Here is a 20,105-nt window from a genome sequence, read left to right as displayed (position 1 = left end):
CCGGCGCACGGTCGTGTCGGTTGTAGGGATGGCCAATCTGTGACGAAACGGTGAACTTGCCCAGTCGGCCCGATGCCGTTGCTGCCGCACTCCGGCCCTTCATGCTGGAGGGACGGCACCGGTGGAGAGCCTGTCGATCGGGTCATAGGTCGGTGGCCGGCACGTGCACCACGACGCGGGCCCCGGGGGCGTTGTCCTCGATGTCGACGCGGCCGTGGTGGGCGGCGACGATGTCGCGCACGATCGCCAGGCCCAGGCCGCTTCCCCCGGTGTCCCGGGCGCGGGCCCCGTCCAGGCGGGTGAAGCGGTCGAAGACACGGCGGCGGTCGGCGGCCGGGATACCCGGCCCATCGTCCGCGACGACCAGGCAGGCGGTGCCGTCACGGACGCGCAGGCTGACGTCGATCCGGACGACGGCGTACCGGATGGAGTTGTCCAGGAGATTGCGCACGACGCGGGCGAGGGCGTCCCCGTCGCCGTACACGCGGGCCGCACCGACGGCGTGCCGGTCGATGAGGAGGGGGGTGTGCAGCCGGGCGTGGCAGACCTCGTGGAAGACGATCTCGTCCAGGTCGACAGGGCGTTTGCGCAGCTGGGGCCGGGCATCGAGGCGGGCCAGCCGCAGCAGGTCGTCGACGAGCCGGGACAGCCTCTCGCTCTCCTCGATCAGGGCGGGGCCGCGGGTGTCCCAGCCCGCCGAGCCCGGGTGCCGCACCGCCACTTCCAGCTGGGTGTGCAGGCTGCTCAGGGGGCTGCGCAGCTCGTGCGCGGCGTCCGCGACGAACTGCCGCTGCTGCCGGGTGGCGACGTCGAGCCGGGCCAGCAGGTCGTTGAGGGTGCGGGCCAGCCTGCCGAGGGCGTCCTCGGCAGGCGGCACGTCCAGGCGGCGGCCGAGGTCAAAGGTGGTGATCTCGGCGGTCTGGCCACGCAGTGCGTCGACGGGTCGCAGCGCCCGGCCGGTCAGCAGCCAGACGACGCCGGTGAGCAGGGCGACGGCCGGCGGCACGGCGATGGCCAGGCCCGCGGTGAGCGCGGCCAGGTTGCGGTCCACGGGGGCGGTCGGGACGGCGACGTACACGGTCCGCGGCTCGCCGTCGGTCCGGGCGGGCATGGCCACCGCACGCCAGGTTTCGGCGCCGTCCAGGGGCACGTCGTGCACGGTGTGGACGTGCGGGGTGGCGGAGGTGTCCGGGGCGAAGGTGAACAACCGGGAGTCGTCCGCCACATTCGCCGAGCTGGACCGCACCGCACCCACGTCGTCGACGACCTGGACCGCGGTGTGGCCGTCGCCGGACAGCGGCAGGATGCGGGGCAGGTCGCCGTCCTCCTGGTTCGCGGCGATGACCTGGGCCTGCTGGATGGCGGTCTGGTCGAGTCCGCTGATGAGGCTGGCGCGCAGCCAGACGACCAGCAGCGACGCCGCGCCGACGAGAGCGGCCGCGATCATCAGGGCCGCCGCGGCGGTCAGCTTGAGACGCAGCGAGCGGCGGGCCCACCACTCCGGGACGGGGACGCGCACGGGCTCATCTCCCGGTGCCGTGGAGCCGGTACCCGGCTCCACGGACCGTCTCGATCGTCCGGCGGCCGAACGGCGCGTCGATCTTGCGGCGCAGATAGCCGACGTAGACCTCGACGACGTTGGTGTCACCGTCGAAGTTCTCCTCCCACACGTGGTCGAGGATGTCGGTCTTGCTGACCACCTCGTCGGGGTGCCGGAGCAGGAATTCCAGCAGGGTGAACTCACGTGCCGTCAGCGCGATCTCCCGGCCCGCGCGGTGGCAGCGCCGCCGTGCGGGGTCCAGGGCGAGGTCCCCGGCCGCGAGCACCGCGGGCCGGGCGGGGGCACCGCGACGCAGCAGCGCCCGCAGATGGGCGACCAGCACCACATAGGAGAAAGGTTTGCTCAGGTAGTCGTCCGCGCCGAGGTCGAGGGCGTCCGCCTCGTCGTACTCGCCGTCCTTCGCGGTGAGGACGAGCACGGGCGCCCATACTCGGGCCGCGCGCAGCCGCTTGAGAACCTCGTACCCGGAAAGACCGGGCAGCATGAGATCCAGGACGATCGCGTCGTGCGGCTCGTGCACGGCCCGCCACAGGCCGTCCACACCGTCGTACGAGGCATCGGTGACGAAGCCCTCCTCGGCGAGCCCCTGAGCAATCGCCTCGGCGAGTCCTCTTTCGTCCTCGATCACCAGTACTCGCATCGTCGACCTCGTCTCCACCCTACGAAGGCATCGCCGTACCTGCGCGTCGAGCGGACCCGGTGCGGGTGCGAGGCGCCTTTTGGCCGCCGTTCTCTCAGCTCCTCTCAGCGGCCTCGTCACAGGCTGAGGCGGTTGGGATGAAATGGGCCTCCGCGCCCCTCAGACGAAGGAGAAGACGACGACGATCGTCCGACGCAGGATCACAATGGTCGCCGGAACGATGCTGCTGGCCGGTGTGGCGGGCAGCGGAGTCGCGATGGCGAGCAGCCCCGCTGCGGCGCCCCCCTCCGTCCAAACCCCCACCCACCAGAGCGGCTGGGTCCACGACGATGACGACGACTGGGGTATGTACTACGCCTACAACAGTGGTCTCGTCAGCGGCGACGATGACGACTGGGGCGACTACTACGAGGGGTAGTGAAGTAGCCACCACGGGTGGTGACCTGGCCGGTCAGACCGCCTGGTGCCGGTCCGTGCCCCCGGGGCCGGGCCGGCTCTGCGTGCCGGCCCGGCCCCGGTCCGAAGACGTGGCTCAGGCGGCCCTGCGCGCCCGCCTCCGATGGGCACGCACGATCTCCGCGTACCGGTGTCCGCTGCCTTTGACGGTGCGGACCTGGGTGCGGTAGTCCACGTGGACGAGGCCGAAGCGCTTGGCGTAGCCGTAGGCCCACTCGAAGTTGTCGAGCAGCGACCAGGCGAAGTAGCCGGCGACCGGGGCACCCTTGCGCGCCGCCGAGGCGCAGGCGGCGAGGTGCCGCACCAGGTACTCCTGGCGCTCGAGGTCGTCGACGGTGCCGTCGGGGCGCACCACGTCGGGGAAGGCGGAGCCGTTCTCGGTGACGTACAGCCGGCGAGCGCCGTAGTCGTCGGTGAGGCGCAGCAGCAGCGTCTCGATGCCGCTCGGGTCGATCTCCCAGTCCATGCCGGTGCGCGGGACGCCCAGGCGCCGTACCGAACGGGCGCGCGGGGCCGGGCCGGCCGGGTCGTCGGCGACGGTGGCCGGGAAGTAGTAGTTAAGGCCGAGCCAGTCCAGCGGCGCGGCGATCGTCTTCATGTCTCCGGGCTGCTCGGGGAGTTCGACGCCGTAGGCCTCGCGCATGTCGGCGGGGAAGCCCCGGCCGTGGACCGGGTCCAGCCACCAGCGGTTGACGTGGCCGTCGTGGCGGCGGGCCGCCGCCACGTCCTCGGGACGGTCGGTCGCGGCGAATACGGTGGAGAGGTTGTTGACGATGCCGATCCTGGCGTTCGGCGCCGCGGCGCGGATCGCCCGGGTGGCAAGGCCATGACCGAGCAGAAGGTGGTAGGAGGCGCGGACGGCGGCGGTCAGGTCGGTGGCTCCGGGCGCCATCTTCCCCTCGAGGTGGCCGATCCAGGCCGAGCACGAAGGCTCGTTGAGGGTGGCCCAGTGGGTGACGCGGTCACCCAGGCGTTCGGCGACGTCCCACGCGTACGCGGCGAAGTGCTCGGCCGTGTCCCGCTCAGGCCAGCCGCCCCGGTCCTGGAGCACCTGCGGCAGATCCCAGTGGTAGAGGGTGACCGACGGGGTGATGCCTGCCTCCAGCAGACCGTCGACCAACGCGTCGTAGAACGCCAGGCCCTTGGGGTTCACCGGGCCGTCGCCGCTGGGGACCACCCGGGGCCAGGCGATGGACAGCCGATAGGCGTTGGTGCCCAGCTGCTTCATCAGCCCGATGTCCTCGCGCCAGCGGTGGTAGTGGTCGCAGGCGACATCGCCGTGGTCGTCGTTGTCGATCTTTCCGGGGGTGTGCGAGAAGGTGTCCCAGATCGACGGCGAGCGGCCGTCCTCGTCGACGGCTCCCTCGATCTGGTACGCCGATGTGGCCGTACCCCACAGGAAGTCGTGCGGGAGCGCGGCGAGGTCGATGCGTTCGGACACGGAAGCCCTTTCAGGGATAGGGGGTTGGTCACTTCACGGCTCCGGCGGTGAGCCCGGTGACGAGATAGCGCTGCAGCAGGAGGAAGCCCGCGACCACCGGAACACTGACGACCAGCGAGGCGGCCATGATCTGGTTCCAGTACACGTCGTTGAGCGTGGAGTAGCCCTGGAGCCCGACGGCGAGGGTGCGGGTGGTGTCGTTGGTCATCACGGAGGCGAAGAGCACCTCGCCCCACGCGGTCATGAAGGCGTAGACGGCGACCGCGACGATGCCGGGCACGGCCGCGGGCACCACGATCCTCAGCAGCGCACCGAGCGGTCCGCAGCCGTCCACCAGCGCCGCCTCGTCCAGATCCCGCGGCACCGAGTCGAAGTACCCGATCAGCATCCAGATCGAGAACGGCAGCGAGAAGGTGAGATAGGTCAGGATCAGCCCGCCGCGGGACCCGAACAGGGCGATGCCGGTGGCGTTGCCGATGTTGACGTAGAGGAGGAACAGCGGCAGCAGGAAGAGGATGCCGGGGAACATCTGGGTGGACAGGACGGTGACGGTGAACGCACGCTTGCCGCGGAAGTCGTGGCGGCTCACCGCGTAGGCCGCGAAGATCGCGATGAGCACCGAGCAGACCGTCGCCGCGCCCGCCACGATGAGCGAGTTCACGAAGTACCGCGCGAGCGGGACCGTCGACCAGATGTCGATGTAGGGGCGGATCGTCAGTTGGCTGGGCAGCCAGCGGAACTTGCCCGTGACGTCCGCGAGCGGCTTCAGGGAGCTGGAGACCATGACGTAGACCGGCACGAGTACGAAGCCGGTGAGCAGGGTCAGGAAGACGCGCCGGGACCACAGGAAGGAACGCGGCGGGGCCATCGGGGAGCTAGGCATCGGCGGCCCTCCGTCCACGCGAGGTGACGGCGAGGTACGCGCCCGTCACGACCACCAGGAAGAGCAGCAGCAGTACGGACATGGCAGACCCGGTGCCGAAGTTCCAGGTGACGAACGACGCCTGGTAGATGTGGACCGAGATGAGGTCCGCGGCCTGCGGGGCCGCCTTGCCGAAGAGCACGTACGGCGTGTTGAAGTCGTTGAACGTCCACAGGAACAGCACCAGGATCAGCACCTGGTTGACGGGCCGCAGCGACGGCAGGGTGATGCGGCGGATCCGCTGCCACATGCCGGCGCCGTCGAGCGCGGCCGCCTCGTACAGCTCGCGGGGGATGTTCTGGAGTCCGGCCATGACGATGAGGAAGGCGAACGGCCAGCCCTTCCAGACCGACACGGTGAGCAGGGCGACGAAGCTGTTGTCACCGATGAGCCAGAAAGAGGGCTCGTCGGTGAGGTGCAGCTGGTCGTGCAGGACGTGGTTCACCAGGCCGTCGTCGTGCTGGAACATGAACACCCAGGTGATGACGGCCGCGTAGACGGGCAGCGCGTACGGCACCAGGAACAGCGCGCGTAGCAGGCCCCGGCCGCGGAAGGTGTCCTGCATGTAGACGGCGGCGGCGGTGCCGATGAGCCAGCACAGCGCGACCGACAGCAGGGTGAGGCCGACGGTGACGAGGAAGGAGTGGAGCAGTGCGTCGCCGACGGGGGCGTCGAAGTCCACGGAGACGCGGTAGTTGCCGAGACCGGACCAGGGGGCGGTGCCCCAGTCGCGGATGTAGAACTGGGTGAGCTCCTTGAAGCTCATCACTATGCCGATCACCATCGGCACCAGATGGACCAGGAGTTCGAGAAGCAGGGCGGGCAGAAGCAGCAGATACGGCAGTGCGATGCGCCGGATCCGCCCGGTGCGGCGCGGGCCGCGCGCCGCACCGGGGGAGCTCCTGGGCACGGCCCGTCCGTCGGCCGCCGCCGTGACAGTGGTCGTCATGACGGTGTCCGTGCTCACTTCGCCGGCATCTGCTGCTGGGCCTTCTGCAGCTTCGCCTTCACCGACTCGGTGGTGACCGCGCGGCCCGCGGCGGCGTCGGCGAACAGCTCCTTCACGGCCGTGCCGACCGTGGTCTCGAACTGGGACTCGTCCGCGACCTGCGGCAGCGCGGCGGCGCTCTTGGCGAGGGTGCCCTTCAGAACGGCGTTCGCGGGGGTGTTGAAGGCGGGGTCCGCCTGGGCGGAGCCGACCGGCGGGATGACGGTGTACGCCTTGTTGAGGATCTTCTGCTCCTCGTCGCCGGTCATGAACTTCACGAACTTCGTGGCGCCGTCGAGGTTGTGGGTGTTCTTGAAGACGGCCAGGTTGATGCCGGCGACCATGGAGTCGACCTGGGTGCCGGCTCCGGGGGTACCGGACTGCACGGGCACCGGCGCGATGCCGTACTGGTCCTCGCTCATGCCCTGCGACTTCAGGTTGGCGGACGCGGACTGCCACAGCAGCATCGCCGTCTTGCCCTTGGCGAAGTCGCTCACGGACTGGTTCTGGGCGTACTCGGCGTTGCCGGCCGGGATGGCCTTGTCCTTGGCCATCAGGTCGACGTACTGCTTTACCGCGGCGACCACACCGTCGTTCGTGAAGTCGGGCTTGCCGTCGGCGGTGAAGAAGTCGGCGCCGTGCTGCTTGCCGAAGACGAAGACGTGGTGGATGTTCTCCGAGACGTTGGAGCCCTCCGCGCCGAGGACCTGCTTGCCCTTCTGCTGGATCTTCTTGCCGTCGGCGACCAGCTCGTCCCAGGTGGCGGGCGGCCGGGAGATACCGGCGTCGGCGAAGATGCTCTTGTTGTAGTAGAGCGCGTAGGCCATCGAGTAGAGCGGCACGGCGGCCGGGTCCTTGCCCTGGACACCGGTCGAGCCGAGCGCGGAGTCGACGAACCGGTCCTTGCCGCCGATCTTGTCGAAGTTCTTGGCGTCCCAGGGCAGCAGAGCACCGGTGGCCTGAAGGGAGGCGCTCCAGGTGTTGCCGATGTTCAGCACGTCGGGGCCCTGGCCGGAGGTGGTTGCGGTGAGGATCCGGTTCAGCAGGTCCGACCAGGGCACGACCTCCAGCTTCACCTTGATACCGGTCTGCTTCCCGAACTTGTCGAGTTCGGGCTGGAGGACCTGCTTGTCGACCTCGATGCTGGCGCCCTGGTTGGAAGCCCAGTACGTGAGCGTCTTCGGGGAGTCGCCGGCCCCTGCGCCCGTCTGCGAACCGCCGCCGCAGGCCGAGGCGGCAAGGGCGAGTGACATGGTGACGGCGCCTATGGCCGCGGCTCGGATGCTGCGCATGGTTCCTGATGCCCCTTTCAGGAAGTGGAGAGCGCCCGGGACGGCTCCGGCAGCGAAACCGCGTTCGGCTCCCGAAGATCCTCATGGCTTAATTTAGGACGTGAGTTAAACCTCAAGAGCGGGTTGCGTCAAGGGGTTTGACGACGGCCCGCCCAACGGCCCGCACCCCGGCGCCCGCCGGGGCACCGCCTCTCAGCGCTCCAGGAGGTCGAAGAGTTCCTCCCAGCGGCGGGTGACCACCTCCGGGGCGAAGCGCCGCACGTTCCGCCGTGCCCGCTCTCCTATCGTGTCGCGCAGATTCTCGTCGGCCATCAGCCGCACCAGGTGACGGGCGAGTTCGGAGGTGTTGCCGTGCCGGGCCAGCAGGCCGTCCTCGCCGTCCCGGATGATCTCGCGCACCCCCGGGGAGCAGTCGAACGCGGCACACGGCACGCCGCAGGCCATCGCCTCCAGGAGCGCCAGCGGGAAGCCCTCGCCCCGGGAGGACTGGACGAACACCGACGACCGTGCGAGCGCCCCGGTCACGTCGTCGGTCTGCCCCGCCCACTCCACCGATTCGTCCAGCGCGAGTTCCGCGCACTGCCGCCGCAGCGCGGACTCCTGGTCGCCCGCACCGTAGATGCGCAGGATCCAGCCGGGTTGCCTTGGCACGGCCTCGGCCCATGCGTCGAGCAGCAGGTCGACGCCCTTCTCATGGCTGAGCCGGCCGATGCAGGCCACCGCCTTCTCGGTGCGCGGCGAGGGGGCGGCCGGCATCACCGGCAGCGGGTTCGGCAGGAAGCCGACGTTGTTGAGGCCCTCCCCCACCCAGAGGTCGGCGTCCTCCTGGGTGAGGACCAGCAGCCGGTCCACGTCCCTGTAGTACCTGCGCACGCGCTCGAAGCGCGAGGAGCGCCGGGACGCCTGGAAGGACTCGTGGCTCATACCGATGACCGGATGTCCCGCGGTGTCCGCGAGCGCCACCCACTCCATCGCCCACACCTGGGTCACGATGATCACGGCTCCCGGCCGTGCGGCTCGGAACACGCGCGACAGGCGTTGGGCGGCGGCCCGTCTGTCCGCTTCACCGCGTCGGGCGGCCGGGGCGGCACCTCCGAGCGGAAGGCGCGGCTCCCGGCGGACCTGCGGTCGGCGGTCGTACAGGGTCAGCGTCTCGAACGGCGGATGCGTGCCGAGGTCCATCGGCGCCTCGGGCGGGGCGATCCCGATGATCCGGACCCGGTGGCCACGCTCCGCGAACAACCGGGCCATGTGGGTCTGCCAGCGGCCCACGCCGCCCAGCTCGTTGACCTCGTTGGCGACGAAGAGGATCTCACGCTGCGTCATCGGGCCTCTCCCGTGGGTCCGAAGAAACGGTCCACGATGCGAGCCGCCGCGTCCCCGCGGTCGTACTCGCCGTACTTGTCCACGAACTCCTTGAGCTGCGCCTCGTACTGGGCGCTCACGGCCGGCAGGTCGGACAGCGCGGCGAGGAGTTCGTCCTCCGTGCGGGCGACCGGGCCCGGGGCCTCCTGGAGGAGGTCGACATAGGTGCCGCGTGTGTCCCGGGAGTACTCCTCCCAGTCGTGGACGTAGAAGACGATGGGCCGGCCCAGCAGGGCATAGTCGAACATCACGGACGAGTAGTCGGTGACGAGGGCGTCGGCGAGCAGCAGGAGCGGGGTGATGTCCGCCTCGCCCGTCACGTCGATCACACGGCCCGCCACCGACGGGGGCAGGGTGACCCGGTTCAGGTAGTGGGAACGGACCAGGAGCGTGTACCGGTCCCCGTAGCGGTCGGCGAACCGCTCCACGTCGAAGGGGAGACTGAAGTTCCGTACGCCGCCGGGACCTGCCCGGAACGTGGGCGCGTACAGCACCACGCGGCGGTCCGGGCCGATGCCCAGGCGCTCGGCGAGCCGGCGCGCGGCGGGGGCGGGCAGCCGCGGGTCGCGGGCCGCCCGTACCAGGGCGTCGTTGCGCGGATAGCCGGTGCGCAGCAGCTTCGCCTCGGGGATGCGGTAGGCCCGGGCGAGGGTGCGCACATCGTGCTCACTGCGGACCACGAAGTGGTCGAAGCGGTCCAGCGCCTCCTGATAGGCGCGCTGTTCCTGCTCGGACATCACCCGGTAGCCGGGCTCGTCGAAACCCATCTTCTTCAGGGCCGAGCCGTGCCAGGTCTGGATGTAGGTGGTCTCCGGGCGTTTGGCGAGCCGGAGTGGGTAGCCCTGGTTGTCGATCCAGAACTCGGCCTGGGCCAGCGCCCTGAGGTAGCGCCAGGACCAGCGGCGGACGAGCTCGGCGTCCTCCGGGAATCCTTCGGGGCGCTCCCCCGCGTAGGACCAGATGGCGGTGACGGGGAGCCGGCGGCGGCGCAGCTCCTCGTAGAGAGCCCTCGGGCTGTCGCTGTACTGCTTGCCGAGGTGGCTCTCGAAGACGACGGTCCCCTTGCGGACCGGGAGCAGTCGCAGCATGCGGTGGTAGCCCTGGACCTTGCGCGTCCCGGAGGCCAGCTCCCGCTTGACGGCCCGGAGCGTGCGGTAGACGCCCTTGACGGTCCTGGCGGTGGAGCCGTGCAGATGGCGGTCCACCAGGGCGCGGCCGCGCCGGGCCGCCGCGCCGTGCTGGGCCAGGCGGAAGGCCAGGTGCCCCTTGGCGGAGACCTCTGGTGCGAGGCGGTCGGCCATGAGCCGGCTCAGCCGGGGGCGCACGGGGACGGCGGCGGCGCTCTCCAGGTCGACGTTCCCGGCCGTGATCCGGCTGGTGGTGCGTCTGCCGTCCGCCCTCAGATGCAGCCGGACGTCCCACACCTCGTCGACCACGCCCAGCGGCCGGAAGCGGCCGGACAGCGGGACGGACGCCTGCCAGATGAGGGTGTCTCCCTCGTGCCGGACCGTCCGCACCGGGAAGCGGAAAGTCTGGAGGCTGCGGCGGCGGGCGCGGAACTCCAGTTCGGCGGTGAGCCGGGCGTCCGCGGGGACGGTGTGCAGCGGGTTGACCACCGCGCCCTCGAGGAGCACCAGGTCGCCGCGTACGGCGTATCCGGTCAGCAGATTGCGCAGGAACATCGTCTCCAGCGGCCGGCCGTGGTGGCCGAGAGCGGTGACGTCCGTGACCTCGCGGGCCCCGGGGTCGTCGAAGTACCGGTCGCACCAGTAGATACGGCCGTCGCGCGCGGCGAGCGGCGCGGAGATCTTGTTGTGGTTGATCAGGGTGTCGACGGCCGGCATCAGGTTGTCCCAGTCCTCCCGCATCAGCAGATAGGCGCAGATGGCCTGCATCCGGTCCAGCCGGGCGTACGCGGCCTGTGGGAAGTCCTGGAGGTAGCCGCGGGCCAGCTCCGCGAAGCGGTGCCGGTAGGTGTCGTCGAGGAACGGCAGCTCGCGCAGGTAGAGGACGAGGTCGTGCTTGAGGAACTTGATGTCCTTGTGCAGTTTCAACTCGTCCAGGCCGAGCCGGTTCAGCACGGCGTCGATACGGCGGTGGATCTCCAGCCGGTCGGTGAAGTTGTTGATCTCGTGGCGCCGGTTGCTGATCGACTTGGTCGTGGACTTCTGTGCCACGTGCCAGTGGTACACCGTGTGGGGGATCAGGGTGATCCGCCCGGCCGCGAGGTAGGCCTGCGCCGAGAACAGCAGGTCCTCGTAGTGGATCCCACGCGGAAAGGCGAGCCCGTTCTCCACGAGGAAGTCGCGCCGGTAGCACTTGTTGGTCGACAGGGTGTCGAAGACGAAGAGGTCGGGCAGTTCGGCGATGGACTCGACGGTGCGCGTGGCCCGGTAGAGCCAGGGGTACCAGGGCACCCGCTTGTCGTGCCTGCTGTCGGTGTACACCCGGACGCAGCGTCCCGAGACCAGGTCGGCGCCGGTGCGCTCGGCCGCCTCCAGCAGGTTGCGGCAGGCGTTGGGCTCGAGAGTGTCGTCGCTGTCCAGGAACATGACATAGCGTCCGCCGGCCGCGGCCAGGCCCTGGTTGCGGGGCTCTCCGCAGCCGCCGCTGTTCTCGGGCAGCCGCAGTGCCCGTACCCGGCCGGGGTGGGCGGCGGCCAGTGACCGCGCCACCTCGTACGACCTGTCGGTGGAGCAGTCGTCGGCGATGACGACCTCGACATTGCGCAGCGTCTGGTCGAGTACGGAGCGTACGGCGGTCGTCAGGCGCGGGGCGTCGTTGTAGACGATGACGACGACGCTGATGTCCGGGTCCGCCCCACCCGGCTCGGGTCTGTCCATCGACACGGCCACCTCTCGTCTCGGCTTGCGGCTCTCCGGACGGCCGACCCGTCACCGCCGCGGCTCGGCGGCGCCCGCGGTATCGTCCCGCGGGCAGGGTGGGCCCGGGGCCGGCACTGGGTCCGCGACCCTACGAGCTGTGGGGTCGCGGCGCGCGACTGATGGCGACGGGGGCCGGTGCCCCTGCGCTCTTCCCACGCTACGTGACGGCCCACCGTGAGAGCGGCGACCGCCGTCCGCCGGGCGTGTGGCGGACGGCTGCCGCGCACGGTGCGGCCCTGCGGCGCGGCTCCCCGGCCGGCGGAGGCGTGAACGGGAACACCTGGTCGGGCCCTGCGCGTTCACCGGGCATGGCGATCATCCACCACACCACCATGGTGCCCACCAAGCTGGAGCTCCTCACCTCCTGGCTGCCCGCTCAGCCCTGGTATCTCGGCGTGGGCCGTGAGCCGGTGCTGTCCAGGGCCGGAGGGTTCCGGCTGGACGACCCGCGGGGCGAGGTCGGGATCGAGTTCATGGTGGTCACCGACCGGTCCGGCGACCGGCCCGTCGCGTACCACGTGCCGCTCAGTTACCGGGGCGCTCCCCTGAAGGGAGCGGACCAGGCCCTCATCGGGACGTCCGAGCACGGAGTGCTGGGGCCCCGTTGGATCTACGACGGCACTCACGACCCGGTGCTGGCCGCCCAGTTGCTGGCGCTTCTCCAGGGGCACGCCGAACCACAGGCGCAGAGCCCGAGCGACACGCCCGACCCGTCCGTCACCGTCCGCTTCGACGGCACCGCCGTCACCACCGCAGTCACCTCGACGACCGTGAGCAGCGGCCCCCGCGACACCCGCCTGACCATGGACACCACCGGGTCCGGATCCGCCCGGCAACTGGCCATCCAGGTCATGCGCGTCCTGGAGCCGGACGCCGCCTCCCCGGCGGAGGCGACGGGACATGTCAGCGCGGGCTGGCGTTCCCCCGAGGGCGGTGAGCACCGCGCCGTGTTCGCCGCGCTGCGGGAAATCTCCGGTTAGGACCCTGCCGAGGGAGCTCCTGCCGACGTCCTGTGCGCTGTGGGCGACGGAGCGCGCGCACGCCTCCCTCTTCGTGGTCGTCGGTCCGGTCCCCGCACTGTGGGGGACCGGACCCATCGGCGGTGCCGACGGCGTGGCCGGTCAGCTCCCCGTCGTCGCCGAGGACACGGGTGCGCCGAGGAACTCCCCCCAGCCGCCGAGCGGCGACTGACCCGGTGCCAGGGTGCGCAGTTTCCTGAGAACCGCCGGATCCTGGGCCTCGAGCCACTCCACCAGTTGCCGGAAGGACACCATGCGCACCTCGTCGTACGCGGCCATCCGCTCGATCGCCTCCTCCACGGCGTCCATGTAGACACCGCCGTTCCAGCGCTCGAAGTGGTTGCCGATGAAGAGGGGGGCACGGTTGGTCTCGTAGGCGCGCCGGAAGCCCGCCAGGTAGGTGTCCCGTGCCTGGGCGCGCCAGGCGCCGTACCGTGAGCGGTCGCCCAGCGGGTTGCCGCCGGACTGATTGAACATCATGTTGTAGTCCATCGAGAGCACCTGGAAGTTGTGCCCGGAGAACGGGATGGACTGGAGAGGGAAGTCCCAGATCCGTCCGCCCTGCACCTTTGCGGGCCAGATCTGCAGTCCCCCGGGCGAGCTGGCGTCGTACTTCCAGCCGAGTGCGGCCGCGGTGGGCAGCAGGTTGGCCTGGCCCTCCAGGCAGGGGGTGCGGCCGCCGATCAGTTCTTTGCGGTAGTCGAAGGGCAGCGGGTCGAGGTCGGTGAAGCCGGTGTTGGTCTTCCACTCGGTGACGAAGCGGACGGCCTGTTCGATCTCGCTCCTCCACTCGGCGGACGACCAGCGGCGCACCCCGTCGGCGCCGCAGAAGTGGCCGTTGAAGTGGGTGCCTATCTCATGACCCTCCAGCCACGCGGCGCGCACCTGCTGGAGCGTGGCGTGGATGTGCCGGTCGGCCAGGTAGCCGATCGCGGAGGCCCCGACCGGGTGCTGCGGCGGACGGTAGAGGTGCTTCTTGGACTCGGGCAGCGTGTAGATGCCGCTGAGGAAGAAGGTCATCGACGCGCCGTGGTCGGCCGCGATCTTCCGGAAGCGGGAGAACAGCTTGTTGCTGATTTCGCCCGCGCCGTCCCAGGAGAAGACCACGAACTGCGGCGGCCGGCTGCCGGTCTTCAGCCGCTCGGCCTTGGGCTGGTGCGGCTGGGCCCCGGTGTCGGCGGTGGAGCCGTCGCCTATGGGCTTCAGGGGCCGGGCCTGTGCCGTGCCCGAGCCGTGCGCGGGGGCCTCGCCGCCCGTGCCCCAGCCGCCCGAGCAGCCGGACAGTGCGCCCAGGGCGCCCGCCGCCGCCCCTGCGGTCAGCACACTCCTGCGTGAGATGCCGTTCATGTTCGTCCCCGGTTTCCTCGTCGCGGCTCCCTGAGGAGCCTTTGTGCGGTGTCGGTCGAACGGGTTCGATGGAGGGGAACGGCGGAAAGATCGGGGCACCCGTCACGTGTTGCCGCTCTGTGACAAACGCGACGGTGCCATGACGAACCCCGCTGCCCGGCGGGTGGGCAGCGGGGCCGAGTACGGGGCTCAGGCGCCGGTGCCGGCCTGGAAGACCGTCAGGAACGAGGAGGAGGAGTTGCCGGACACGGGCACCGGGCCGCCCGACCATGTCACCTTCAGGGAGCCCCGCTCGTCCGGCGGGGTGATGAGGATCGCCGCGGGGGTGGCCGACTTGGCGCCGCTGACCTCGGGGTTGGAGAACGACAGACCCGCCCAGGCGCTCCGGCCGGGCGCGAGCGTGATCCTGGCGGGGTGGCCGGAGCTGCGCTTGGGGTCGGGTCCCAGCTGCTTGCCCGAGGCGTCGACGAAGGCGGCGCCCGGGTAGCCGTCGATCGTGCAGGTCCGCCCCGAGCGGTTGGTGAGGACCAGCGGGAAGTTCTCCTGCCCGGCGCCGGGGTTGTTGCGGCCGACCGACGCGCGCAGTTCGGAGGTGTGGCAGCGGCCGCCGCTCGTCGTGCCGCCTCCGGTGGAGGCCGCGGAGGTGGTGGAGCCGGACCCGCTCGATCCGGTGGCGGCGGCGGGGGTGCTGTCCGTCCCCGTCGGCTCCGCGCCCTCGCCGGTGTGGTCGCCGGAGGCCGGCTGGGCCGTCCCGGGCAGTTTCTGCGGACTGACGGAGGTGCCGTGGTCGTTGCCGCAGGCGGTGAGCAGACTCAGCGCGGCGACCGCGCCCAGCGCCGACACCACGCGTCGCGCCGTCAGGAAGGGGGCCGTGCTGTCGTGGTCCGGGCCCGTCGTGCCGCGCCGGAAGGTCACCATGTCGATGCTCCTCGAAACTCACCGCCCGGGCCGGGCGGGTGTGGACGGAGCCGTGTGCCCCGTCATCTCTGTGCGATGCGCGCTCGCGGGGAAAGGTTCGCGCCGTTTTCGTGTGCTGTGCGGTGGCTGACGGCCGTGTCGTGACGGCGGTCAGCCGGTGAGCCGCACCGAGTCCAGGATCCGGTCGGTCCGGTCGCTTCCACCGGTCTGGCGCAGCTGTACGTACACCCGGGTGGTGCCGGTGCCGTCGGCCGGGGTGAGGGCCGCCTCCGTGACGGAGCCCCTGCCGCCGTCACAGTCCTTCCAGGTGCGTATGCGTCCCTGCCAGGCCGTGCCGTGGTAGTCACGACTCCCCTCGTAGCGGCATCCGGTGTGGGCGAGGGCGCGCACCCGGGCGGCGAGGTCGCCGTGCTCGCTCAGGCCGATGAACGCGCCGTTCACATCGGTGCCGAGGTCCTGCCAGTGCGAGAGGTCGTCGGCGACGGCCAGGGCGGGCTCCTGACCGGTCGGCAGACCCAGCGCCTTCGGGTCCCAGCCGGCGTCGCGCAGCTGGCGGGCCCAGGCCGCGGGCACGGCGGCCTCGATCCGTCCGGTGGTGTCCTCGACCGTCACATCCGCCGCGGCGTTGCGGCCGAGCAGCTGGGTGACGGTGACCGCGGCGCCGCCGGCGACGGCCACGGCGGCCAGCGCGAGGAGCAGCGTGCCACGTCGGCGGGTCCGTACGGGGGCCCGGGCCGGGGATGGGCCGATGGACCGCCCGGGGCCGTCGGCGAGCCGGTCGAGGGCGTCGGCGAAGGCGTCCGCGGTCGGCCAGCGCCGCTCCCGGTCGGGCTCCATGGCCCGCAGCAGCGCCCGCCGGACCTCGGACGGCAGATCGGGGCGGAGCCGGTCCGGGGGCTGCACCTTGCCGGGCGGTGCGGGAACCGTGCCGGTGAGGAGGTGGTAGCCGAGGGCGCCGAGGCTGTAGACGTCCGCGCGGGCGTCGATGCCCGTTCCGGGTTCGGTCTGCTCGGGCGGAGCGTACCCGGCGGAGCCCGCGGCCATGGTCAGTCCGGAGGCCTGTGCCAGGCTCTTGGCCAGGCCGAGGTCCGCGAGCAGCAGCCGGGGGGAGCCGTCGGGCGCGGTCCCCAGCAGGACGTTGGAGGGCTTGATGTCCCGGTGCACGATGCCGGCGTCGTGCAGGGCGGCCGCGGCGCGGGCGGCGGACGCGGTCAGGCGCAGGGCCTCGGCGACCGGGAGCGGACCGTCGGTGAGCCGGTCGGCGAGGGTGCCCCCGTCGGCGTACTCCATGACGAAGTAGGGTCTGCCGTCGGGGAGTTCGCCGATGTCGTAGACCTGGACGACCCGGCTGGAACCGGCCCGGCGCAGCAGACGTGCCTCCGACAGGAAGCGCTCCCGGACATCGAGCCGATGGGCCCAGTTCTCGGCGAGCACCTTCACCGCGACGGGCGCCTCGAGGACGTCGTCGTGGGCGAGCCAGACGGTGCCGAAGGCGCCGCCGCCCAGGCGGCGTTCGAGGCGGTAGCGGTCGATCCGCTCCAGGGAGTGCATGCGACTATCATGCCTGGCCGGACATCGACATCGAGGGGAGCTCCCTGTGGGGCATGCCGCGGACACCGAGGAGCTCGCCCGGCTCGCGGCGGCGGGTGACGGGGCCGCGCTGGACACGCTGCTCCTGCACCTGAGGCCGGAGGTCGTGCGGCGCTGCGGACGGTTCCTGCCGTGTCGGGAGGACGCCGAGGAGACGGCGCAGGACGTGCTGTTGCAGGTGGCTCGGAAGATCTCCACGTTCGAGGGCCGCAGCCGCTTCAGCACATGGCTGTACACGGTGGTCGCCAACTGCGCCCGGCAGAAGTACCGGGAGCTGAAGCGCCGGGCCGTCGAGCAGCCCGGGGCCATCGACGCGGCGGAGCATGTGGATCCGCGGACGACCAGTGTGATCGCCGGGTCCCGCGTCGACCTGCTGGAGGCCCTGGAGCGGCTGGAGCGCGAGCATCCGCATCTGGTGGCGCCGCTGGTCTACCGGGACATCTGCCAGCTGGAGTACGCGGAGGTCGCCGAACGCGTCGGGGTCCCGCTGGGCACGTTGAAGTCCCGTCTGCACGAGGCGCGCAGGCAGGTCAGGCCCTGGCTGGCCGGCAGCCTGTAAGAGCCCGGGGGCGGTAGGGAAGACCCGTGCCGCCCCCTCCCTGTCATGAAGTCCTGTCAGTGGCCGCTGACGGAGTGCGGCCGGTACGGCTCCTGGAGCGCCTCGATCTCCTTGTCGGTGAGGTGGACGTCGAGCGCGGCCACCGCGTCGTCGATGTGGTGCGGTTTGGTCACGCCGACGATGGGCGCGGCGACGGTGCTCTGATGCAGCAGCCAGGCGAGGGCGACACGGGCGCGCGGAGTACCCCGCTCGGCCGCGACCGCGGCCACCGCCTCGACGACGGCCCGGTCGCCCTCCTGGTAGAGCCGCTTGCCGAACTCGTCGGTGCGGCTGCGCTCGCTGCTCTCGTCCCAGTCGCGGGTCAGGCGCCCGCGGGCCAGCGGGCTCCACGGCAGGACCCCGACGCCCTGGTCCGCGCACAGGGGCAGCATCTCGCGTTCCTCCTCGCGATAGAGGAGGTTGTAGTGGTTCTGCATCGACGCGAACCGTGTCCAGCCGCCGAGCCGGGCCGTGTACTGGGCCTTGGAGAACTGCCAGGCGTACATCGAACTGGCCCCGATGTACCGGGCCTTGCCGGCCTTGACCACGTCGTGCAGGGCCTCCATCGTCTCCTCGACGGGAGTGGCGGGGTCCCAGCGGTGGATCTGGTAGAGGTCGACGTAGTCGGTGCCGAGACGGCGCAGGCTGTGGTCGATCTCCGTCATGATCGCCTTGCGGGACAGTCCGCCGCCGTTGGGCCCGGACCTCATCCGGCCATGCACCTTCGTCGCCAGCACGATCTCGTCGCGGCGGGCGTACTCGGCGAGCGCACGGCCGACGATCTCCTCGCTGGTGCCGTCCGAGTAGACGTTCGCGGTGTCGAAGAAGTTGATGCCGGCGTCGAGCGCCCGGCGGATCAGGGGGCGGGACGCCTCCTCGTCGAGGCTCCATGTGTGGGTGCCACGGTCGGGGAGGCCGAAACTCATACAGCCCAGGCAGATCCGGGACACGTCAAGACCGGTCGAACCGAGCTTCACGTACTCCATGCCACTCCTGCTTTCCCTCGGGGGCGGGGCCGGGCCCAGCGGACCGCCGGACGCGAGCGCTCGCGACCGTCCGGCGGCGCCGCCGACCCCGACGACGTGATCCCTGCCCACCCTAAGTGCCGTGGCGCGCCCGCGGGGTGGGGTTCCCGGTCGGCGGTACCGCGTCGCGTCAGTGGCCGCGCGCGATCCACTCGTCCAGGTGGGGCGCCTCGGCGCCGATGGTCGTCGTCTCGCCGTGTCCCGTGCGGACCACCGTTTCGGGCGGGAGGGTCAGCAGCCGGTCGCGGATCGATTCGATGATCGTCGGGAAGTGGGAGAACGAGCGTCCGGTGGCCCCCGGCCCGCCCCGGAAGAGGGTGTCGCCGGTGAAGACCGTGCCGAGACCCGCGTCGTAGAGGCAGACCGCGCCGGGCGCGTGGCCCGGGGTGTGCAGCACGGTGAGATCGGTGCCGGCCGTCTCGATCACCAGGCCGTCGTCCAGCCAGCGGTCGGGCAGGCGGTCCGGGTGGGTCGTCTTCCACAGCGGCAGGTCGTCCGGGTGGAGCCAGATCACGGCGCCGGTCCGCTCGGCGAGGGCGGGGGCGGCGTCGATGTGGTCGTTGTGGGCGTGCGTGCACACGATCGCGCGCAGCTGCCGGTCGCCCACGGCCTCGGCGATCGCGTCGGCGTCGTGGGCGGCGTCGATGACGATGGCCTCGTGGTCGTCGCCGACGATCCACACGTTGTTGTCGACCTCCCATGTTCCGCCGTCGAGGGAGAAGGTGCCGGAGGTGACGAGGTGGTCGATGCGGGCGGTCATCACAGCACCACCACCGAGCGCAGCACGTCGCCGTGGTGCATCCGCTCGAAGGCCTTCTCGACCTCGTCGAGGGCGATGGTCTCGGTCACGAACTTCTCGAGGGGGAGGCGTCCCTGGAGGTGCAGGTCGATCAGCATGGGGAAGTCGCGGGAGGGCAGACAGTCCCCGTACCAGGACGACTTGAGCGCCCCACCGCGCCCGAAGACGTCGAGGAGCGGCAGTTGGAGCTTCATCTCAGGGGTGGGGACCCCGACTAGAACGACGGTGCCGGCGAGGTCACGGCCGTAGAAGGCCTGCTCGTACGTCTCCGGGCGGCCGACCGCCTCGATGACGACGTCGGTGCCGAAGCCGCCGGTCAGCTCGCGAATGGCCGCGACGGGGTCGCTCTGGCGGGAGTTGACGGTGTGGGTGGCACCCAGTTCCTTGGCGGTGGTGAGCTTGCGGTCGTCGATGTCCACCGCGATGATCTTCGACGCGCCCGCGAGATACGATCCGGCGATGGCCGCGCCGCCGACGCCGCCGCAGCCGATGACGGCCACGGAGTCGCCGCGGCCGACGTTCCCGGTGTTGAGGGCGGCGCCGATGCCGGCCATCACCCCACAGCCCAGCAGGCCCGCCACGGCCGGGGAGACGGACGGGTCGACCTTGGTGCACTGTCCGGACGCGACCAGCGTCTTCTCGGCGAAGGCGCCGATGCCGAGGGCCGGGGAGAGCTCCTGGCCGGTGGCGGCGAGGGTCATCTTCTGCTCGGCGTTGTGCGTGGCGAAGCAGTACCAGGGTCGGCCGCGCCGACAGGAACGGCACTTCCCGCACACAGCCCGCCAGTTGAGGACGACGAAGTCACCGGGGGCGACGTCCGTGACGCCCTCGCCGACCGACTCGACGACACCGGCCGCCTCGTGGCCGAGCAGGAACGGGAAGTCGTCGCTGATGCCGCCCTGCTTGTAGTGCAGATCGGTGTGGCAGACCCCGCACGCCTGGACGCGTACGACCGCCTCCCCGGGCCCCGGATCCGGTACCACGATCGTCTCGACCCGCACCGGCTCGTTCTTGCCGGGGGCGATCACGCCGCGTACTTCCTGCGCCATGGTGCTGCTGCCTTCCGTCGGTGGTGCGGGCGCTGTGCGCCCGGTGTGGGCCACGGCGGCCCACACCTGTGATCCTTGCGTAGGCTGAACGCCCGCACTGCGCAAGGGACGCCGTGACACTCCGCAAGGAGCGCTGTGAGCATCACCGATTCGGACCATACGGAACGTTCGGAAGGTACGGCACCACGCCGGGACTCCGTACCGCCCGCG

At 71.1% G+C, this 20,105-nt stretch carries 17 protein-coding genes; 3 read left to right on the top strand and 14 right to left on the bottom strand.

Annotated elements, in window-relative coordinates:
* Positions 1-142: 142 nt before the first annotated feature.
* Positions 143-1,519, bottom strand: a complete 1,377-nt coding sequence (locus tag ABZ876_RS14640; protein WP_361779583.1) for an ATP-binding protein — start codon at positions 1,517-1,519, stop codon at positions 143-145.
* A 4-nt stretch (positions 1,520-1,523) separates the two neighbouring features.
* Positions 1,524-2,201, bottom strand: coding sequence for a response regulator transcription factor (locus ABZ876_RS14635; protein WP_361779580.1), 678 nt, complete (start codon positions 2,199-2,201; stop codon positions 1,524-1,526).
* 205 nt (positions 2,202-2,406) lie between these two features.
* Here ABZ876_RS14635 and ABZ876_RS14630 point away from each other — a divergent pair, with 205 nt between their 5' ends.
* Positions 2,407-2,619, top strand: a complete 213-nt coding sequence (locus ABZ876_RS14630; protein WP_361779577.1) for a hypothetical protein — start codon at positions 2,407-2,409, stop codon at positions 2,617-2,619.
* Between the two features lie 114 nt (positions 2,620-2,733).
* Here the strand turns inward: ABZ876_RS14630 and ABZ876_RS14625 are convergent, their stop codons facing one another.
* The 6 genes from ABZ876_RS14625 to ABZ876_RS14600 all read right to left on the bottom strand — a co-directional run bounded on the left by ABZ876_RS14625 (position 2,734) and on the right by ABZ876_RS14600 (position 11,508).
* Positions 2,734-4,098, bottom strand: a complete 1,365-nt coding sequence (locus ABZ876_RS14625) for a GH1 family beta-glucosidase (protein ID WP_361779574.1) — start codon at positions 4,096-4,098, stop codon at positions 2,734-2,736.
* A gap of 28 nt (positions 4,099-4,126) precedes the next feature.
* On the bottom strand, positions 4,127-4,966 hold the full coding sequence (locus ABZ876_RS14620) for a carbohydrate ABC transporter permease (protein WP_361779960.1): 840 nt from the start codon (positions 4,964-4,966) through the stop codon (positions 4,127-4,129).
* Positions 4,967-4,973: 7 nt separating this feature from the next.
* Positions 4,974-5,969, bottom strand: a complete 996-nt coding sequence (locus ABZ876_RS14615) for a sugar ABC transporter permease (protein WP_361779571.1) — start codon at positions 5,967-5,969, stop codon at positions 4,974-4,976.
* A 14-nt stretch (positions 5,970-5,983) separates the two neighbouring features.
* Positions 5,984-7,300: a sugar ABC transporter substrate-binding protein gene (locus ABZ876_RS14610; protein WP_361779569.1), complete on the bottom strand. Its 1,317-nt coding sequence runs from the start codon at positions 7,298-7,300 to the stop codon at positions 5,984-5,986.
* 192 nt (positions 7,301-7,492) lie between these two features.
* On the bottom strand, positions 7,493-8,626 hold the full coding sequence (locus ABZ876_RS14605; protein WP_361779566.1) for a glycosyltransferase family 4 protein: 1,134 nt from the start codon (positions 8,624-8,626) through the stop codon (positions 7,493-7,495).
* Positions 8,623-11,508 (bottom strand): bifunctional glycosyltransferase family 2 protein/CDP-glycerol:glycerophosphate glycerophosphotransferase, encoded by a 2,886-nt coding sequence (locus tag ABZ876_RS14600; protein ID WP_361779563.1) that lies wholly within the window; start codon positions 11,506-11,508, stop codon positions 8,623-8,625. Before ABZ876_RS14600 ends, ABZ876_RS14605 begins: the two co-directional genes overlap by 4 nt.
* A 350-nt stretch (positions 11,509-11,858) precedes the next feature.
* Here ABZ876_RS14600 and ABZ876_RS14595 point away from each other — a divergent pair, with 350 nt between their 5' ends.
* Positions 11,859-12,530, top strand: coding sequence for a 1,4-alpha-glucan branching protein (locus tag ABZ876_RS14595; protein ID WP_361779957.1), 672 nt, complete (start codon positions 11,859-11,861; stop codon positions 12,528-12,530).
* A 141-nt stretch (positions 12,531-12,671) separates the two neighbouring features.
* On the opposite strand, the gene ABZ876_RS14590 is transcribed toward ABZ876_RS14595, so the two are convergent.
* From ABZ876_RS14590 to ABZ876_RS14580, 3 genes are all read right to left on the bottom strand, one after another.
* Positions 12,672-13,916, bottom strand: a complete 1,245-nt coding sequence (locus tag ABZ876_RS14590; protein ID WP_361779560.1) for a hypothetical protein — start codon at positions 13,914-13,916, stop codon at positions 12,672-12,674.
* Positions 13,917-14,105: 189 nt separating this feature from the next.
* Complete coding sequence (locus tag ABZ876_RS14585) at positions 14,106-14,834, bottom strand: DUF4232 domain-containing protein (RefSeq protein WP_361779558.1); 729 nt, start codon at positions 14,832-14,834, stop codon at positions 14,106-14,108.
* Between the two features lie 150 nt (positions 14,835-14,984).
* Positions 14,985-16,385, bottom strand: coding sequence for a serine/threonine-protein kinase (locus ABZ876_RS14580; RefSeq protein ID WP_361779555.1), 1,401 nt, complete (start codon positions 16,383-16,385; stop codon positions 14,985-14,987).
* Between the two features lie 46 nt (positions 16,386-16,431).
* Between ABZ876_RS14580 and ABZ876_RS14575 the strand changes: the two genes are divergently transcribed.
* Positions 16,432-16,983: an RNA polymerase sigma factor gene (locus ABZ876_RS14575; protein ID WP_361779552.1), complete on the top strand. Its 552-nt coding sequence runs from the start codon at positions 16,432-16,434 to the stop codon at positions 16,981-16,983.
* A 56-nt stretch (positions 16,984-17,039) separates the two neighbouring features.
* On the opposite strand, the gene ABZ876_RS14570 is transcribed toward ABZ876_RS14575, so the two are convergent.
* The 3 genes from ABZ876_RS14570 to ABZ876_RS14560 form a co-directional block, all read right to left on the bottom strand.
* A complete protein-coding gene (locus ABZ876_RS14570; protein ID WP_361779549.1) occupies positions 17,040-18,008 on the bottom strand; it encodes an aldo/keto reductase in 969 nt (322 codons plus the stop codon).
* 169 nt (positions 18,009-18,177) lie between these two features.
* Positions 18,178-18,807, bottom strand: coding sequence for an MBL fold metallo-hydrolase (locus ABZ876_RS14565; RefSeq protein WP_361779546.1), 630 nt, complete (start codon positions 18,805-18,807; stop codon positions 18,178-18,180).
* Complete coding sequence (locus ABZ876_RS14560; protein ID WP_361779543.1) at positions 18,807-19,895, bottom strand: S-(hydroxymethyl)mycothiol dehydrogenase; 1,089 nt, start codon at positions 19,893-19,895, stop codon at positions 18,807-18,809. The genes ABZ876_RS14565 and ABZ876_RS14560 overlap by 1 nt, the downstream gene beginning before the upstream one ends.
* Positions 19,896-20,105: the final 210 nt, after the last annotated feature.

Origin of the sequence: Streptomyces sp. NPDC046931, from assembly GCF_040644655.1 — a bacterium.
GTDB lineage: Bacteria > Actinomycetota > Actinomycetes > Streptomycetales > Streptomycetaceae > Streptomyces.
This window is presented reverse-complemented; position numbering and strand designations above follow the sequence as displayed.

What these genes read in the sequence shown, in the direction of transcription:
- ABZ876_RS14635 (WP_361779580.1), bottom strand. Translation starts at nt 2,201, where the DNA reads ATGCGAGTACTGGTGATCGAGGACGAAAGAGGACTCGCCGAGGCGATT.
- ABZ876_RS14630 (WP_361779577.1), top strand. Translation starts at nt 2,407, where the DNA reads ATGGTCGCCGGAACGATGCTGCTGGCCGGTGTGGCGGGCAGCGGAGTC.
- ABZ876_RS14620 (WP_361779960.1), bottom strand. Translation starts at nt 4,966, where the DNA reads ATGGCCCCGCCGCGTTCCTTCCTGTGGTCCCGGCGCGTCTTCCTGACC.
- ABZ876_RS14615 (WP_361779571.1), bottom strand. Translation starts at nt 5,969, where the DNA reads ATGACGACCACTGTCACGGCGGCGGCCGACGGACGGGCCGTGCCCAGG.
- ABZ876_RS14610 (WP_361779569.1), bottom strand. Translation starts at nt 7,300, where the DNA reads ATGCGCAGCATCCGAGCCGCGGCCATAGGCGCCGTCACCATGTCACTC.
- ABZ876_RS14605 (WP_361779566.1), bottom strand. Translation starts at nt 8,626, where the DNA reads ATGACGCAGCGTGAGATCCTCTTCGTCGCCAACGAGGTCAACGAGCTG.
- ABZ876_RS14600 (WP_361779563.1), bottom strand. Translation starts at nt 11,508, where the DNA reads ATGGACAGACCCGAGCCGGGTGGGGCGGACCCGGACATCAGCGTCGTC.
- ABZ876_RS14595 (WP_361779957.1), top strand. Translation starts at nt 11,859, where the DNA reads ATGGCGATCATCCACCACACCACCATGGTGCCCACCAAGCTGGAGCTC.
- ABZ876_RS14590 (WP_361779560.1), bottom strand. Translation starts at nt 13,916, where the DNA reads ATGAACGGCATCTCACGCAGGAGTGTGCTGACCGCAGGGGCGGCGGCG.
- ABZ876_RS14585 (WP_361779558.1), bottom strand. Translation starts at nt 14,834, where the DNA reads ATGGTGACCTTCCGGCGCGGCACGACGGGCCCGGACCACGACAGCACG.
- ABZ876_RS14580 (WP_361779555.1), bottom strand. Translation starts at nt 16,385, where the DNA reads ATGCACTCCCTGGAGCGGATCGACCGCTACCGCCTCGAACGCCGCCTG.
- ABZ876_RS14570 (WP_361779549.1), bottom strand. Translation starts at nt 18,008, where the DNA reads ATGGAGTACGTGAAGCTCGGTTCGACCGGTCTTGACGTGTCCCGGATC.
- ABZ876_RS14565 (WP_361779546.1), bottom strand. Translation starts at nt 18,807, where the DNA reads ATGACCGCCCGCATCGACCACCTCGTCACCTCCGGCACCTTCTCCCTC.
- ABZ876_RS14560 (WP_361779543.1), bottom strand. Translation starts at nt 19,895, where the DNA reads ATGGCGCAGGAAGTACGCGGCGTGATCGCCCCCGGCAAGAACGAGCCG.